A 17,270-nucleotide genomic window follows, 5' to 3' on the forward strand; every position below is an offset into this window, starting at 1 on the left:
TCCTCAGCAGTCCAGTGGGTTGCGTTTTTCCGGGTTGATCCCGAACTTGACGATAGCGTCTGCCACCACCTTAGGTTCGATCTCACCACGGTCAGCCAAGGCTTCCAGGGCTGCCAACACCACGAAGTGACGGTCAACTTCGAAGAAGTGACGCAGCTTCTTGCGGCTGTCACTGCGACCGAAACCGTCGGTGCCCAGGACTTTGAATTCCTTGGACGGGACCCACTGGCGAATTTGTTCAGCAAACAGTTTCATGTAGTCGGTCGAAGCGATCACCGGACCTTTACGGCCATTCAGGCACTCTTCAACGAAGGTGAGCTGTGGCTTCTGGCCAGGGTGCAGGCGGTTGTGACGCTCTACGGCCAGGCCATCGCGACGCAGTTCGTTGAAGCTGGTAACGCTCCACACGTCAGCGCCGACGTTGAACTCGTCACGCAGGATCTTCGCCGCCTCACGCACTTCGCGCAGGATGGTGCCGGAGCCCATCAGCTGTACGTGGTGCGCTGCTTCCTTGGTGTCTTCTTCGAGCAGGTACATGCCCTTGATGATGCCTTCTTCCACGCCAGCCGGCATTGCAGGCTGCTGGTAGGACTCGTTCATCACGGTGATGTAGTAGAAAACGTCCTGCTGCTCTTCGGTCATCTTCTTCATGCCGTCCTGGATGATCACCGCCAGCTCATAGCCGTAGGTTGGATCAAAGGTGCGGCAGTTCGGGATGGTGGCAGCCAGGATGTGGCTGTGACCGTCTTCGTGTTGCAGGCCTTCGCCGTTCAGCGTGGTCCGGCCAGCGGTACCGCCGATCAGGAAGCCACGGGTACGGCTGTCGCCTGCTGCCCATGCCAGGTCGCCAATACGTTGGAAGCCGAACATCGAGTAGAAGATGTAGAACGGCAGCATCGGCTGGTTGTGGCTGGAGTACGAAGTACCGGCAGCGATGAAGGAGCTCATGGCGCCCGCTTCGTTGATGCCTTCTTCGAGGATCTGGCCCTTCTTGTCTTCCTTGTAGAACATCACCTGGTCTTTATCGACTGGCTCGTAGAGCTGGCCGACGGAGGAGTAGATGCCCAACTGACGGAACATGCCTTCCATACCGAAGGTACGGGCCTCGTCCGGGATGATCGGAACGATGCGCGGGCCGATTTCCTTGTCCTTGACCAGCTGCGCCAAGATGCGCACGAAAGCCATGGTGGTGGAGATTTCACGGTCGCCCGAGCCGTCGAGGATAGCCTTGAGGGTGCTCAGGTCTGGCGTCGGTACGCTGAAGCTGTTGGCGCGACGCTGAGGCACGAAACCACCCAGTGCGGCGCGGCGCTCGGCCAGGTAACGGGCTTCGGCGCTGTTCGGCTCCGGCTTGAAGAACGGCAGGTTCTCCAGCTCTTCGTCCTTGACCGGGATGTCGAAGCGGTCGCGGAACAACTTCAGGCTGTCGACATCGACTTTCTTGGTGTTGTGCGCAGTGTTCTTCGCTTCGCCGGCACCGGTGCCATAACCCTTGATGGTCTTGGCCAGGATGACGGTCGGTTGTTCTTTGTGGTTGACCGCTTCGTGGTACGCCGCGTAGACCTTGTACGGGTCGTGGCCGCCACGGTTGAGTTTCCAGATCTCGTCGTCGGACAGGTCTGCAACCATTGCCTTGAGTTCAGGCGTGTTGAAGAAGTGTTCACGCACGAACGCGCCGTCTTTGGCTTTGTAGTTCTGGTACTCGCCGTCGATGACTTCGTCCATGCGACGTTGCAGGATACCGTCGACGTCCTTGGCCAGCAGTGGGTCCCAGAAACGGCCCCAGATGACTTTGGTCACGTTCCACTGAGCACCGCGGAACACGCCTTCGAGTTCCTGGATGATCTTGCCGTTGCCGCGAACCGGGCCGTCGAGGCGCTGCAGGTTGCAGTTGATGACGAAGATCAGGTTGTCCAGCTTCTCGCGGCCAGCCAGGGAGATGGCGCCCAGGGATTCCGGCTCGTCACACTCGCCGTCGCCCAGGAAGCACCAGACTTTCTGCTTGCCTTCAGGGATGAAGCCACGGGCTTCCAGGTACTTCATGAAGCGCGCCTGGTAGATCGCCTGGATCGGGCCCAGCCCCATGGAAACGGTCGGGAACTGCCAGAAATCAGGCATCAGCCAAGGGTGCGGGTACGACGACAGGCCGTTACCGTCCACTTCCTGGCGGAAGTTGTTCATGTGTTCTTCGGTGATGCGGCCTTCCATGAACGCACGGGCGTAAACGCCTGGAGAAGTGTGGCCCTGGAAGTAGATCAGGTCGCCGCCGTGTTCGTCGGTCGGGGCCTGGAAGAAGTAGTTGAAGCCGATGTCATACAGGGTTGCGCTGGAAGCGAAGCTGGAGATGTGACCGCCCAAGTCCGAATCTTTCAAGTTCGTGCGCATTACCATCGCCATGGCGTTCCAACGTACCAGCGAGCGAATGCGGCGTTCCATGAACAGGTCGCCAGGCATGCGTGCTTCGTGGGTAACAGGGATGGTGTTGCGGTATGGCGTAGTGATGGCGTAAGGCAGTTGCGAGCCGCTGCGGGTCGCGAGTTCGCCCATACGGGTCATCAGGTAGTGAGCACGGTCTTCGCCTTCTTTGTCGAGAACCGATTCCAGGGCGTCCAGCCATTCCTGGGTTTCGACGGGATCGAGGTCTTGCATGGCTTGCTCCAGGGCGGAAAGGCTACCAGAATCGGTTGCCTGAAGTTTGCGACTGGCCTTGTGGGCAGACGACATAAATTCTTGGATGGCCGAAGGTTGCTTCGGCGTCCTGTAGTTTTACTACAAATCGTCGGCCATTTCAGCCTTTCGAATGTATATACGAGTAGTAAAACTACACAAGACTGAGCGTATGGCTCGGTCTGGCTGGTGAGCATAATCGTTATTGTTGATCTTTTGCGAACAAGAAAAGGTGAATGTTTGATGTTGGCTGCCAAAATGAAATTAATTTCAGCTATTTCTAACCTTTGTTCGACAGTCCTTCATAGAGCGTGGTTCTTGCGTTCACAGCCACACGCCATTTACGCGCCGAACAAGGATAGACCATGAGCCTTCCAACACTCGCCGAACTACCGGCGATTCTCTTGCCAAAAGCCCAGCGGGCCGAGCAGTCATTTCGTGACGCAGTGGCCGCGCTGGACGACGATCATGGACTTTCTGCGTGGACGCCGCAACGGTGGGCCGACTTCACCCGCGTGTGCGCGGCCAGTGATTTCGTCATTGAACAGAGTGTTCGTGACCCTTTGATGTTGCTCGAACTGGTGGCCTGGGGCGAGTTGGACCGTGGTTTCGCCCCTGATGAGCTGTGCGGGCAAATTGCTGGCGCCGTGCAACAAGCCGAAACAGAAGATGAGCTGGGACGTGTGCTGCGTCGCCAGCGTACGCGCCAGCAGGTGCGCATCATCTGGCGCGACCTGACCCGCCAGGCGGACCTGGTGCAAACCTGCCGCGACCTCTCCGACATGGCCGACGCCAGCATCGACCAGGCCTACCAATGGCTGTACCAACGCCACTGCGTGCAGTTCGGCACGCCCACCGGCCGGCGCAGCGGCGAGCCGCAGCACATGGTGATCCTGGGCATGGGCAAGCTCGGCGCGGTGGAGCTGAACCTGTCGTCGGATATCGACCTGATCTTCGCCTACCCCGAGGGCGGCGAAACGGTCGGAGTGAAGCGCTCCCTGGACAATCAGGAGTTTTTCATCCGCCTGGGTCAAAAACTGATCAAGGCCCTCGACCCGATGACCGTCGACGGCTTTGTGTTCCGCGTCGACATGCGCCTGCGGCCTTACGGTTCAGCGGGTGCGCTGGTGCTCAGTTTCAATGCGCTGGAGCAGTACTACCAGGACCAGGGCCGCGACTGGGAACGCTACGCCATGATCAAGGCGCGCGTGGTGGCTGGCGATCAGGTGGCGGGTGCGCAGTTGCTGGACATGCTGCGACCGTTTGTCTATCGCCGCTACCTGGACTTCTCCGCCATCGAAGCGCTGCGCACCATGAAGCAGTTGATCCAGCAGGAAGTGCGGCGCAAGGGCATGGCCGACAACATCAAGCTGGGCTCGGGCGGTATCCGTGAAGTGGAATTCATCGCCCAGGCCTTCCAACTGATCCACGGCGGTCGTGACCTGAGCCTGCAACAGCGGCCGTTGCTCAAAGTGCTCGGTACGCTGGAAGGCCAGGGCTACCTGCCGCCGGCGGTGATCGCCGAATTGCGCAATGGCTACGAATTCCTGCGCTACACCGAACACGCGATCCAGGCGATTGCCGACCGGCAGACGCAAATGCTCCCGGACGGCCCGGAAGACCAGGCGCGCATAGCCTTTATGTTGGGCTTTGCCGACTGGACCGCCTTCCACGAGCGGCTGATGTACTGGCGCGGTCGGGTGGATTGGCATTTCCGCCAGGTGATTGCCGATCCTGACGAAGAAGAGGGCGAAGAAAGCGAGTTGGTGGTGGGCGGTGAGTGGTTGCCGCTGTGGGAAGAATCCCAAGATGAAGAAGCGGCTTGCCGCCAATTGGCTGAAGGCGGCTTTACTGATGCGACCAAGGCGCTCAAGGCGTTGGCCGGCCTGCGCAGCAGCCCGCAATTGCGCGCCATGCAGCGTTTGGGGCGTGAGCGGCTGGATGCATTTATTCCACGCCTGCTCGCCCAGGCGGTCGAGCACACCAACCCGGACCTGGTGCTGGAGCGCGTGCTGCCATTGGTCGAAGCCGTCGCGCGGCGTTCCGCTTATCTGGTGCTGCTCACGGAAAACCCCGACGCCCTGCGTCGCCTGTTGACCCTGTGCGCCGCCAGCCCGTGGATCGCTGAGCAGATCACCCGCTTCCCGCTACTGCTCGACGAACTGCTCAACGAAGGCCGTCTGTTCAAGCCACCCTTGGCGCCTGAATTGGCCGCCGAGTTGCGCGAGCGTCTGACGCGCATCCCGGAAGACGACCTTGAGCAACAGATGGAAGCCCTGCGTCACTTCAAGCTGGCCCACCGCCTGCGCGTGGCCGCTTCGGAAATCGCTGGCAGCCTGCCGCTGATGAAAGTCAGTGACTACCTCACTTGGCTTGCTGAGGCCATCCTCGAACAAGTATTGGCCTTGGCCTGGCGCCAGACCGTGGCGCGCCATGGCTCGCCGCAACGCGTGGACGGCACCCTGTGCGATCCTGGGTTCATCATTGTCGGTTATGGGAAAGTCGGCGGGATCGAACTGGGGCATGGTTCGGACCTGGACCTGGTGTTTATCCACGATGGCGATCCGCAGGCGGAAACCGATGGCGCCAAGCCGATCGACGGCGCGCAGTTCTTCACGCGTTTGGGCCAGCGCATCATTCACTTGCTGACCACGCAGACCAACTCCGGCCAGCTGTACGAAGTCGACATGCGCCTGCGGCCTTCCGGCGCGTCCGGTTTGCTGGTGAGCTCGCTGGGTGCGTTTGACCGCTATCAACAAAATGAAGCCTGGACCTGGGAGCATCAGGCCTTGATTCGCGCGCGGGTGCTGGTGGGCAGCCAGGATGTGGGCCAGGCGTTCGAGCAGGTTCGTGCCAAAGTGCTGGGGCAGCAACGCGATCTGGCGAAGCTGCGCCAGGAGGTCAGCGAGATGCGTGCCAAGATGCGTGACAACCTGGGCACCAAGACCACGGCGGCCGGCACCGGCGCCAATGCCTTCGAGGCCACGGCGGCGTTCGACCTCAAGCAGGACGCCGGAGGTATCGTCGATATTGAATTTATGGTGCAATACGCGGCTTTGGCGTGGTCTGCGCAACATCCATCGTTGCTGCGCTACACCGACAATATCCGCATTCTGGAAGGCCTGGAGCAGGTGGGCTTGATGCCTGCCGCCGATGCCCATCTATTGCGCGAGGTGTATAAGGCCTACCGTTCCGCCGCGCACCGCCAGGCCTTGCAAAATGAGGCCGGCACGGTGGCTGGGGATCAGTTCGCCGACGAACGGCGCCAGGTGATGCGAATCTGGCGAGAGCTGGGGTTGAGCTGAAACACTATTAGGGCGGGGAGGCATAAGCCTCCCCGCATCGTTTGTGGAAACTACATGAATATTCTGATCGTTGGGCCCAGTTGGGTCGGTGACATGGTGATGGCGCAGACACTGTTCCAGTGCCTGCGTATGCGCTACCCGGACTGCCAGATCGACGTACTTGCCCCTGAGTGGAGCCGGCCGATCCTCGAACGCATGCCGCAAGTGCGCAAGGCCCTGAGCTTTCCGCTCGGCCATGGCGCGCTGGAGCTGGCGACCCGCCGTCGCATCGGTAAATCCCTGGCGGGCGAATACGACCAGGCGATCCTGCTGCCCAATTCGCTCAAGTCGGCGTTGGTGCCGTATTTCGCCGGTATCCCCAAGCGCACCGGTTGGCGTGGCGAATTCCGCTACGTGTTGCTCAATGACGTGCGCACCCTGGACAAAGCCCGCTATCCGCTGATGATCGAGCGCTTCATGGCCCTGGCCTACGAGCCGGGGGCCGAGTTGCCCACGCCGTATCCGCGTCCGAGTTTGCAGATTGATCCGGTGAGCCGTGACGCCGCCCTGGCCAAGTTCGGCCTGGAACTCGACCGTCCTGTCCTGGCGCTGTGCCCCGGCGCCGAGTTTGGCGAGTCCAAGCGCTGGCCGTCGGAGCACTACGCCAAGGTCGCCGAGGCGAAGATCCGCGAAGGCTGGCAGGTCTGGTTGTTTGGTTCGAAGAAAGACCATCCGGTGGGCGAAGACATTCGCCAGCGCCTGATTCCGGGCCTGCGTGAAGAGGCGGTCAACCTCAGTGGTGACACGTCCTTGGCCGAAGCCATCGACCTGCTGTCCTGCGCCGACTCGGTAGTGTCCAACGACTCCGGCCTGATGCACGTCGCCGCCGCGCTGAACCGCCCGCTGGTGGCGGTGTACGGTTCCACATCGCCGGGCTTCACGCCGCCGTTGGCCGACAAGGTCGAAGTGGTGCGCCTGGGCCTGGAGTGCAGCCCGTGTTTTGATCGCACCTGCCGTTTCGGTCACTACAACTGCATGCGCCAGTTGCTGCCGCAGCCGGTGAACGAAGCCTTGCAGCGGTTGCAGAGCTCTGCGGTCGAGGTCCGATAGTTTGCGCGTACTGGTAATCAAGACCTCATCCCTGGGCGATGTGATTCATGCCTTACCGGCCCTGACCGATGCGGCGCGGGCGATTCCCGGCATCCGATTCGACTGGGTGGTGGAAGAAGGCTTCGCCGAGATTCCCACCTGGCACCCGGCGGTCGATAAGGTGATCCCGGTGGCGATCCGCCGCTGGCGAAAAAATATCTGGCAGACCCTCAAGAGTGGCGAATGGCGGCGCTTCAAGCAGCAAGTCCAGTCGACCAAATATGACCTGGTGATCGATGCCCAGGGCCTGCTGAAAAGCGCCTGGCTGACCCGCTACGTGCGTGCGCCCATCGCGGGTTTCGACAAGCATTCCGCGCGCGAGCCGATGGCTGCACGTTTCTATTCCCGTCGCCTCGCCGTGGCGCGTGGGCAGCATGCGGTGGAGCGGCTGCGTCAGCTGTTCGCCGTGGCCCTCGGTTATGACTTGCCCAAAGGCTTGGGCGACTACGGTCTGAGCACTGAAAAGCTCCTGGGCCTGCCGCCGAAAAAGCCGTTTGTACTGCTGCTGCACGGCACCACCTGGGACACCAAACACTGGCCCGAAGCCTACTGGCGTGAGCTGGCCGAGCGCATGGGGCGTCTGGGCGTCGACGTGAAATTGCCTTGGGGCAACGCTGCCGAAAAAGCCCGCGCCGAACGCTTGGCCCAAGGCCTGCCAAACGCCGAAGTGCTGCCCAAATTGAACCTAGCCGGCGTCGCCCGCGTACTGGCCGGCGCCCGCGCCTGCGTAGCGGTGGACACGGGCCTTGGTCACCTGGCCGCCGCGCTGGATGTGCCGACCATTTCCCTGTTCGGCCCGACCAACCCAGGCCTCACCGGCGCCTATGGCAAGGGCCAGATTCACCTGGCCAGCGACTTCCCTTGCGCGCCGTGCCTGCAAAAGCAATGTACCTATCAACCGACGGCCGACGACCTGCGTCGGTTCGACATCAAGCGCGAGTCGCCGCTGTGCTTCACGCGCCTGAACCCTGAGCGTGTGGCAAGCCGACTGAGCACGTTGTTATTGGCTGAGGAGCTGCACTGATGCAACTGGCTTTTGTGCTGTACAAATATTTCCCCTTCGGTGGCCTGCAGCGCGACTTCATGCGCATCGCCCTGGAGTGCCAGCAGCGCGGCCATCAGATTCGTGTCTACACGCTGATCTGGGAAGGCGACATCCCGCCCGGCTTCGAAGTGCTGGTGGCGCCGGTCAAGGCGTTCTTCAACCATCGGCGCAATGAGAAACTCAGCGCCTGGATGGCCGCCGACCTGGCCAAGCGCCCGGTGGACCGTCTGATTGGCTTCAATAAAATGCCTGGCCTGGATGTGTATTACGCCGCCGACGGCTGCTTTGAAGACAAGGCGCAAAACCTGCGCCACTCGCTGTACCGCTATTTTGGCCGCTACAAGCACTTTGCCGAGTACGAGCGCGCGGTGTTCGCCAAGGACGCCAAGACCGAAGTCTTGATGATTTCCGAAGTGCAGCAGCCGCTGTTTATCAAGCATTACGACACACCGCTGGAACGCTTCCACCTGCTGCCGCCGGGCATTGCCCAGGACCGCCGCGCGCCGCCGAATGCGGCTGAAATCCGTGAAGGGTTCCGTAAGGAGTTCAACCTGGGCGCCGACGATTTGCTGCTGGTGCAGATCGGCTCGGGCTTCAAGACCAAGGGCGTTGACCGCAGCCTCAAAGCCGTTGCCGCGTTGCCGTCTGAGCTGAAAAAACGTACGCGCCTGTTTGTCATCGGCCAGGACGACCCCAAAGTATTCCAACTGCAAAGCGCTACGTTGGGGCTGGGGGACAATGTGCAGTTCCTCAAGGGCCGCAGCGATATCCCGCGTTTCCTGCTGGGTGCCGACCTGTTGATCCACCCGGCGTACAACGAAAACACCGGCACGGTATTGCTTGAAGCCCTGGTGGCCGGGCTTCCGGTGCTGGTCTCGGCCGTATGTGGTTATGCCCACTACATCGCTGAAGCCGACAGCGGCCTGGTGCTGGATGAGCCGTTCGAACAAGCGCAGCTCAACCAGTACCTGGCGAATATGCTCACTGACACTGCACAGCGCGCGGCCTGGAGCCGCAATGGTTTGGCCTTCGCTGAGACGGCCGACCTTTACAGCATGCCGCAGCACGCTGCGGATGTGATCCTGGCGGAGCCAAAACGATGAAGTTGATTCTTGCCGAACCGTTCAAGACGTTATGGGCCGGGCTTGATGCCTTTGCCGAAGTCGAGAAGCTGCAAGGCGAAGTATTCCGCGAGCTGGCGGCGCGTCGCACGCTGCGTACCGTGGTGGATGGCCGTCCGTATTTTGTGAAAATCCACCGTGGCATTGGCTGGGGCGAGATCTTCAAGAACCTGATCACCGCCAAGCTGCCGGTGCTGGGTGCGGGCCTTGAGTGGGCGGCGATTCATCGCTTGCAGGAACTCGGCGTGCCCACCATGACTGGCGTCGCCTTCGGTGAAAAAGGCAGCAACCCGGCCGACCAGCACTCGTTCATCATCACAGAAGAACTGGCGCCAACCCTCAGCCTGGAAGATGTGACGATCAATTGGGTGGCCTCGCCTCCGGCGCCTGCGTTGCGTCATGCACTCACCCATGAGCTGGCACGCATGGTCGGCGACATGCACCGTGGCGGCGTAAACCACCGCGATTGCTACCTGTGCCACTTCCTGCTGGACACGGCCAAGCCCATCGATGCGAAGAACATCAAGCTGTCGGTGATCGACCTGCACCGTGCCCAACTGCGCGCGCACTTGCCGTTGCGTTGGCGCGACAAGGACCTCTCCGCGCTGTACTACTCGGCGCTGGACATCGGCCTGACCCGTCGCGACAAGCTGCGTTTCCTCAAGGGTTACTTCCGCCAGCCGCTGCGCCAGATCCTGGCCGAGCAATCGGCGTCGTTGAACCTGATGCAGCGCAAGGCCGACAAGCTGTATGCGCGCAAGCTACGTTACGGGGATGCGATCTGATGGCGGGTTGGAACCTGGAACCGGCCTACGCGAACCTGGCGGATGATTTTGGCAGTCTTGAAGCGGTATTCGCCCTGCAAGGCGAGCGCCTGACCCGTGACCCATTGTCGGAAGTGATCCGCGTAGAGCGTGGCGGGGTCAATTACTACGTCAAGCGCTACACCGGCGCAGGCAAGGGCCTGCGGCGTTACCTGGGCAAGCCTCGGGTCAAGTCCGAGTGGCAGAACCTCAAGCGCTTCGCCAAGTGGGGTATTCCCACTGCCGACGTGGTTGCCTGGGGCCTGGAGCGCAAAGGCCTGGCCTACGACCGTGGGGCGATGATCACCCGCGAGCTGCCGAGGACAGAAGACCTTTCGGTGCTCGCCGAGCGCAACGATGCGCGCCTGCGTGACCCCAAGTGGGTCAACGCGGTGAGCCGCCAGCTCGCCGAGTACACGCGCACCATGCACGATCATCGCTTTACCCATAATGATTTGAAGTGGCGCAACCTGCTGATCGATGACCAGGCCACCCTGTACCTGATCGATTGCCCCAATGGCGACTTCTGGCGCGGGTTCTGGCTCAAGTACCGCATCACCAAAGACCTGGCCTGCCTGGACAAGGTGGCCAAGTATCATCTGTCCGCCACCCAGCGCCTGCGTTTCTACATGCAGTACCGTCAGCGTCGGCACTTGAGTGCATCGGATAAAGAGCGGATTCGCCACGTGGTGAAGTTTTTCGAGGGCCGCGAATGAGTGATTTCCTGGCGGCTGAAGACCGTGCGCTGCTGGCGCGCCACGGCCTGGCGACGTTCGACGCCTTGTGGGCCAAACAGCTGGACGCGGTGGATGAACCCAATACCAGCCGTGGTGGCTGGAGCAGCGTGTTCCGCCTCGAACTCGACGGCCAGGGTTATTACCTCAAGCGCCAGAGCAATTACCTGACGCGCAGCTTGCACCGTCCCTTTGGCGAACCGAGTTTTTCCCGCGAATTCCGCAATATCAGCCGTTACCGCAAGCTCGGCATTCCGGCCTTGCAAGCGGCGTTCTACGGCGAGCGTAAAGTCAACGGCGAACATCGCGCCATGTTGCTGACTCGCGCCCTGGACGGCTGGAATGACCTGGATTCGCTGCTGGAGCAATGGCCTTCATTGAGCGATGCCCAGCACCACGCGATCTTGCTGGCCTGCGGTCAACTGGCGCGTCGGCTGCACAGCGTCGGCCAGGTGCATGGCTGTTTTTATCCCAAGCATATTTTCCTGCAGGCTACCGGCGACGGTTACGCCGCGCAGTTGATCGACCTGGAGAAAACCCGCCCGCTGCTGTTCGGCTGGCGTGATCGTGTCAAGGATCTGGAGCCGTTGTTGCGTCGCGCACCCCAATGGTCTGATGCGCAGGTGCGCCAACTGTTGGCGGCGTATCTGGAACTGCCTGCGGACAGTTCGTTGGTCGACACCTGGTTCCAGCGCCTGAGCGCCCGCCGTAGCCACAAGGAAAACCGTTGATGCGTTTGTCCGAGCTGAAAACCGCCGGCCGTTCCCCCGACTTGCCCCTGACCCTTGAACTGGCCGATGCGGCGGGCCCCGGCCAGTTGCAATTGCTGAGCCTGTTGCGCGTGCTGCCGGGCGAGCGCTACGTAGGCGCTGCCGTGTGGCGTGGGCGCCCCGTGCTGGCCAAGTTGCTGGTCGGCAGTAAGGCGGCGCGGCATTTTCAGCGTGAGCTTACGGGTGTGCGCCTGCTTGCCGAGCAAGGGCTGACCACGCCGTTGTTGCTGGCCGATGGTTTGCAGGAAGGCGAGGGTGGCTGGTTGCTGTTTGAATTTATTGAAGGCGCCGAAAGCCTGGCTGACGCCTGGCATGCCGTCGAAGGTCTGCCGCCGCTGGCCGACGAGCAAACCGCGGTACTCGCCGAAGCGCTGGGCGCGATTGCGCAGATGCACACCCAGGGCCTGTGGCAGGAAGACCTGCACCTGGACAACCTGCTGCGCCAACACGGCAAGCTGTACCTGATCGATGGCGCCGGGATTCGCGTGGAAGAGGCGGGCAAACCGCTGTCGCGCAACCGCGTACTGGAAAACCTCGGCGTGTTTTTCGCTCAGTTGCCGAAGAACCTTGAGCCGTTTACCGAAGAGCTGTTGGTGTATTACCTGCTCGGCAACGGCGAACACGCCTTGCCGCTGGAAGCCCTGGAAAAACAGGTGCGCAAAGTCAGCGCCTGGCGCCTGAAGGACTTTCTCAACAAGGTCGGCCGCGAATGCACGCTGTTCAGCGTGCTGCGTGGGCCGTTTGCCCTGCGTGCCATCCGCCGCGAGGAAGAAGCTGCGATGCTGCCGGTGCTGGAACAGGCCGATGCGCTGCTCGACCAGGGCCATCTGTTCAAGACCGGTGGTGCCGCCACGGTGGCCAAGGCAGAAGTGGCCGGTCGTGCGTTGGTGATCAAACGCTACAACATCAAGGGTTTCGCCCATTGGCTCAAGCGCTTCTGGCGCCCGAGCCGCGCCTGGCATTCCTGGCGCGAAGGCAATCGCCTGACCTTTCTTGGCATCGCCACGCCCAAGCCGCTGGCCGTGCTGGAAAAGCGTTTTTTCTGGCTGCGCAGCCGTGCCTACCTGGTGACCGAACTCATCACGGGGCCGGACATCATCGAGCGCTTTGCGCCCTACGTTGAAAAAGGCAATGCGCCGGAAGATGAGCTGCTGGCCCTGGATCACCTGTTTGCCGAACTGATCCGCGAGCGCATCAGCCATGGTGATTTCAAAGGCCACAACCTGTTCTGGGACAAGGACCGCTGGTCGTTGATCGACCTGGACTCCATGCGCCAACACAGCTCCGCCGCGAGCTTCGCCCCGGCGTTTGCCAAGGACCGCGCGCGGTTTATGCGCAACTGGCCTGAAAGCAGCGCGTTGTATCAACTGATCGATCAGCGCCTGCCTAAACAGATCGCCTGATCCGTTTAGGCCTCAGTTTGCCGGCGCTATTGCGCGTTGACCAGCGTGGTACGGGTTTTGTATTTGCCCTGGATAAAGTCCTGGCTGGCGAAGAAATACCCATAGTCCTGCAGGTACATGACCGTGCCGGTTGCCTGGTAGTTATCGCCAGCAGCCGTGCAATTGAGCTCTTTCGCGTTGCCACTCAGTGCCGAATTGACTTTGCTGGCCGGCAGTTCGCGTGCGACGACGCAGGTCGAATCACGGGAGAGCAGGCGGTCCTCTTCGGCGGTGTTGCGATTGCGCTCTTTCACCTTGAAGCCCAGCGTTGTGCCGACCGGCATGTGCTTCCAGTCGCCGGTGAAACTGAGTTGTTCAAGGTGGCTTGCGGCCGAGACGTTCAACCCGCGCAATTCAAATCCGCCTTGGAATGTCAGGCTGAACAATCCACGGAACGTCGTGATGTGGGCGGTCGAGAACTTAGTCACGCGGCGGGCTTTAAGTTGGTTTTCTGCAGCGCCGGGCTCAATGAATACGTCGGTTTGCAGGCTGGAGGAGCCCAGGTCGCGCTTCTCCACAAGGTGATGGAGTGACTGAGGGGCAGCGGGCATGCCCAGGGCAGAGATGGCCGCCGTTACCGTTGCGGGAACGGGCGGTGGTGTCAGGGTTTCCTGGACCTTGTCGCGTGCAACGGCGACCGGCAACTGCGCAACGGTTGACGAACATGCAGCTTTGAGCAGGGGCTGGCTTTCCGCCTCGGCGCTGCTGAAGGGCTGGTCAATGGGGACGGCGACGACGTTGCCGAAGGTGACCTTGTTGTTTTGGGTGAGGCTGAAAGCCGCCAGGGTGCGATAAGTCTGGCGATTGCAGTTGACCTCTAAATGGATACGCGTCTGGGCGTAGGGCATTTTCTTGAGTTTGTTGATCAGGATGAGCGGCTCATCGTAGGCGCCCCAGAACTCCACTTTCTCGCCCACGGTCTTGAGGCTGGCGCGGTCGATGAGCAACTGGCGTTGAGTCTCTGTCGTGCTGACGAGACGCCAATCCGGGCGCGGCGTGCGGGCGCAAGCGTCGGTAAAGCTGGTGTTCTGTTGCAGTTCGCCAATCACTGCTGGCACCAGGTCGCGCATGACCGTGATGCGAGTAGGCTGGCCATCGCGCCCTGGGGTGCCGGGGGCTTCTAGATACAGCAGGCTCCCGCTCGGAGTGGTGCAGGATGCCTGGATCTGCGCGATATCCGGCACGGAGGTGTTGTTGGTCAGGGTGACGTGAACCTGGTAACTGAGGTCGTCGCCATCGCGCATGATCGAGTCGGCCAATAGCGGCTTCTTGAGCATGTCTTTATACGGGGCGTCGGCCTTGTCGCCGCTCTTCAGCCCTTGCGCGCCGCAACCACTGAGCAGGCCTAGGGCGACGATAACCGCGATGTGTTTCATGAGCGTTCCTTGCAGAGATGAGAGGTGATCAGGGCCTTTCGACCCGCCGCATCGCGTTTTGTGCGGGGCGCGCTGATCAGAATTGATACTCCGCCCCTGCACCCGCATACCAGGAGCGCCCCGGCGCGGCCTCGTAATAGCGGTTGTTGCCATCGCCGACGATCACCGAGCCGACGTACTGGCGGTCGAGCAGGTTATCCAGGCGCAGGGTCTGGTGGAAGGTCCAGTGTTCGACTTTCTGCTCAAAGCGCGCGCGCCAGTTGAACACGCTATAGGCCGGTGCGGCGTGTTGGCTGTTGGTGTCTTCGACGTAGACCTTGCTGCGGTACAGGCCTTCGATGGCGGTGCTGACCCAGTCTCGGGGTTTCCAGTTCAGCTCGGCGAACAGCGTGGTTTGCGGTACGCCGGGCAGGTAGTTGCCCTTGTCGACGGCAGTGTTGCCGCCGCTGACGAAGTCACTGTCATAGGTGGCTTGCAGGCGGGTGTAGGCGAGGTTGGTGCTCCAGTGTTCGCTGAGCTGGCTTTCGATGCCCAGTTCGAAGCCGCGGCGCAGGGTGCGGCCGGCGTTTTGATAAGTCGTACGGCCGCCGCTGGATTGCTGCACCACCAATTCGTCTTCGGTCGTGATCTGGAAGACGGCGGCGTTGATGCGCGTGTCCTGGCCGACGCGTGCTTTCAGGCCAACCTCATATTGCGTACTGACCGAAGGCTTGAGCGCAAAATTGAAACCGTTTGAACTGCTGGAATAAGCCGATTCAGCTTGCGTCGGGGTTTCAAAGCCTTTGCCTGCGCTGACGTAGCCGTGCAAGTCAGGCGTGAACGCGTACATGACGCTGACTGACGGTGTGTTCTTCTGGTAAGTCTTGCTGCCGCTGTCGTTGCCGTCGCTGAGGAAGTGGTCGTCGACCTTCATTTCCATGGTGCTGTGGCGTAGCCCTGCTTGCAGCGTCCAGTCACCCAGTAACCAGTTGGCTTGCACGAATGGGTCAAGGCTGGTGGCGGTGTCGATTTCGTCGCGGCCAAGTGCGCCTTTCACGCCGTGAACGCCATTGACGGTGTTGGAATAGCCTTGGCGATCATCCTGGCTGCGGTCGTAGTCGAGCCCGGCGATCAGGGTCAGGTCGCCCGGGACGCTGGTGATGGGTTGCAACCAGTGGACGGAACCGCCGTAGAACTTGCGGTCGAACGCCACCACGCCGCCGCGTGCATTGGCGGGGTTGGTCACGCCACTGGCGAACCTGTCAGGGATCGACAGATACTGAATCACACTCCGCCGCCCCGTATAGGCATTCACCTGCAACGTCGCATCGCCGATGTATCGCTCGTAATTCAGGCCCAATTGCTGATGATCGATGCTTTTGCGCGTGTTGTAGGTCAGCGCATTGGCACTCACCGAGCGTGGATCGGCCTTGTACGCCGCCCAGGTCTGCCCCAGCGGATCCTGCGTGCCGTTCTGTTCCAGGCTGCTGTAGATCAGCGCGAGTTTGCTGTCGTCATCCGGTTGGAAGTTGAGCTTGGCGAAGGTCTGGTCGCGGCGCGCGCTGCTGTGGTCGCGGTAGCCGTTGGTGTCCATGCGTGAGGCGTCGAGCACAAAGCCTGCGCCATTTGTCGCGCCCTCGGCGGTCAGGTGGTTCTTGTTCAAGCCGTCGCTGCCCACCAGGGTCTCGGCGCCGATGCGTGGCGGGCCTTCGCCGTCGCGGGAGAACATCTGGATCACGCCGCCGGCGTTGCTGCCATACAGGGTGGCCGCCGGGCCGCGCAGGACTTCGATGCGCTCGGCGGTGTCGAGGTTGAACGTGGCGGCCTGGCCCTGGCCGTCTGGCGTGCTGGCAGGGATACCGTCGGCGATCAACTTGAGACCGCGTACGCCGAAGGCCGAGCGGGCGCCGAAGCCGCGGGAAGAAATCTGTAGGTCCTGGGCGTAGTTCTGGCGGTTCTGCACCACCAGGCCGGGCACGCGAGACAGGACCTCGGAGGCATTGATGCCCAGTTGGCCGTCGCTGATCTGCTCACGGCTGACGCCGTCGATCGAGTAGGGCAGGTCGAAGGTCGGGCTGGCGCTGCGGGAGCCGGTGACCACGCTGGGGTCCAGGATCAGCGGTGCGTCGTCAGCCCGCGCGGCATCACTCAAGGCGAGCAAACCGGGCAGCAACAAGGTGAAGCGGGCGAGGGTTTTCATGGGTCAGCCAGAATCCGTGGCGCGTTGTATAAGAGGTAAACGCGCAAAGGGGCGCGAGTTTAGTGACTTGGGCGAGATTTATCATTTAGGAATCGTCTTACGCTGCACATCGGAGGTGCCACCCTGGGACATCAGCCTTTGCGATGTTAGCGTGGCAGGCCTTGGTAACGACAATGGCCGATGGGTCAAAAGGAGGGGGTCATGAGGATTGGGTCGAAAGTCGTGTGGCTTGTGCTGTGCTGTCTGATCACCGGTTGCGGAACCGTCACCACGGTCTTCCGTCCCGATGCGGTCGCCAGCCAGAACCTCAAGGACTCGCGTAGCCACTGCGAGAACGTGCCACGTATCTACAGCGGGGTGATCTACAACTTTTGCACGCTCAATGGCGAGCCGGCCCCCGACAAGAGCCTGACAAGCAATAGCCTGAAAGACCATAGCGGTGCCGCGCTACCTTTCGTTGCCGTCGATTTCATTGCCTCCGGCGTGGTCGATACGCTGGTGTTGCCCTACACCCTTTACCGCCAGAGCAAAGACGGCAGCATCGAGATCTTCCGCTGATCCTTCTTGCCACTCGCCGCTAACAGCTCCCCCCTGCTTTTAAGCTATAATCCCGCCCTTTAGCTGTTTCCTGCCCAGGCGGGAAGCACACTTTTTCGCGGCGTAACCCGCCTGCATGCAGACTAAAAGAGGCTAGACCCCT

12 protein-coding genes are annotated in these 17,270 nt (G+C 61.3%); 9 read left to right on the forward strand and 3 right to left on the reverse strand.

What is annotated here, in order from left to right; genetic code table 11:
- Window positions 1-3: 3 nt before the first annotated feature.
- Window positions 4-2,649 carry a pyruvate dehydrogenase (acetyl-transferring), homodimeric type gene (aceE, locus tag H096_RS09395; RefSeq protein ID WP_033897804.1) on the reverse strand — a complete coding sequence of 882 codons (2,646 nt, stop codon included), beginning with the start codon at window positions 2,647-2,649 and terminating at the stop codon, window positions 4-6.
- 383 nt (window positions 2,650-3,032) lie between these two features.
- Here aceE and glnE point away from each other — a divergent pair, with 383 nt between their 5' ends.
- From glnE to H096_RS09435, 8 genes are read left to right on the forward strand one after another with little or no spacing between them, the layout of a single operon-like run.
- Window positions 3,033-5,972 (forward strand): bifunctional [glutamate--ammonia ligase]-adenylyl-L-tyrosine phosphorylase/[glutamate--ammonia-ligase] adenylyltransferase, encoded by a 2,940-nt coding sequence (glnE, locus tag H096_RS09400; protein WP_033897808.1) that lies wholly within the window; start codon window positions 3,033-3,035, stop codon window positions 5,970-5,972.
- A gap of 54 nt (window positions 5,973-6,026) precedes the next feature.
- Window positions 6,027-7,061 (forward strand): lipopolysaccharide heptosyltransferase II, encoded by a 1,035-nt coding sequence (gene waaF / locus H096_RS09405; protein WP_033897809.1) that lies wholly within the window; start codon window positions 6,027-6,029, stop codon window positions 7,059-7,061.
- A 1-nt stretch (window position 7,062) separates the two neighbouring features.
- A complete protein-coding gene (gene waaC, locus H096_RS09410) occupies window positions 7,063-8,124 on the forward strand; it encodes a lipopolysaccharide heptosyltransferase I (RefSeq protein WP_033897811.1) in 1,062 nt (353 codons plus the stop codon).
- Window positions 8,124-9,248 carry a glycosyltransferase family 4 protein gene (locus H096_RS09415; protein ID WP_033897812.1) on the forward strand — a complete coding sequence of 375 codons (1,125 nt, stop codon included), beginning with the start codon at window positions 8,124-8,126 and terminating at the stop codon, window positions 9,246-9,248. Before waaC ends, H096_RS09415 begins: the two co-directional genes overlap by 1 nt.
- Window positions 9,245-10,051 carry a lipopolysaccharide core heptose(I) kinase RfaP gene (rfaP, locus tag H096_RS09420; RefSeq protein ID WP_033897813.1) on the forward strand — a complete coding sequence of 269 codons (807 nt, stop codon included), beginning with the start codon at window positions 9,245-9,247 and terminating at the stop codon, window positions 10,049-10,051. The genes H096_RS09415 and rfaP overlap by 4 nt, the downstream gene beginning before the upstream one ends.
- Window positions 10,051-10,785 (forward strand): lipopolysaccharide kinase InaA family protein, encoded by a 735-nt coding sequence (locus tag H096_RS09425; protein WP_033897814.1) that lies wholly within the window; start codon window positions 10,051-10,053, stop codon window positions 10,783-10,785. The genes rfaP and H096_RS09425 overlap by 1 nt, the downstream gene beginning before the upstream one ends.
- Complete coding sequence (locus H096_RS09430; RefSeq protein WP_033897815.1) at window positions 10,782-11,534, forward strand: lipopolysaccharide kinase InaA family protein; 753 nt, start codon at window positions 10,782-10,784, stop codon at window positions 11,532-11,534. Before H096_RS09425 ends, H096_RS09430 begins: the two co-directional genes overlap by 4 nt.
- Window positions 11,534-12,976, forward strand: a complete 1,443-nt coding sequence (locus tag H096_RS09435; RefSeq protein ID WP_033897816.1) for a lipopolysaccharide kinase InaA family protein — start codon at window positions 11,534-11,536, stop codon at window positions 12,974-12,976. Before H096_RS09430 ends, H096_RS09435 begins: the two co-directional genes overlap by 1 nt.
- 26 nt (window positions 12,977-13,002) lie before the next feature.
- On the opposite strand, the gene H096_RS09440 is transcribed toward H096_RS09435, so the two are convergent.
- Together H096_RS09440 and H096_RS09445 are read right to left on the reverse strand one after the other, a co-directional pair.
- Window positions 13,003-14,391, reverse strand: coding sequence for a surface-adhesin E family protein (locus H096_RS09440; RefSeq protein WP_033897817.1), 1,389 nt, complete (start codon window positions 14,389-14,391; stop codon window positions 13,003-13,005).
- A 76-nt stretch (window positions 14,392-14,467) separates the two neighbouring features.
- Window positions 14,468-16,570: a TonB-dependent receptor gene (locus H096_RS09445; protein WP_033897818.1), complete on the reverse strand. Its 2,103-nt coding sequence runs from the start codon at window positions 16,568-16,570 to the stop codon at window positions 14,468-14,470.
- Between the two features lie 201 nt (window positions 16,571-16,771).
- On the opposite strand from H096_RS09445, the gene H096_RS09450 reads away from it, so the two are divergent.
- Window positions 16,772-17,128, forward strand: coding sequence for a YceK/YidQ family lipoprotein (locus H096_RS09450; RefSeq protein WP_033897820.1), 357 nt, complete (start codon window positions 16,772-16,774; stop codon window positions 17,126-17,128).
- Window positions 17,129-17,270: the final 142 nt, after the last annotated feature.

This window comes from Pseudomonas sp. FH1, assembly GCF_000510895.2.
GTDB classification, from domain to species: domain Bacteria; phylum Pseudomonadota; class Gammaproteobacteria; order Pseudomonadales; family Pseudomonadaceae; genus Aquipseudomonas; species Aquipseudomonas azotoformans_A.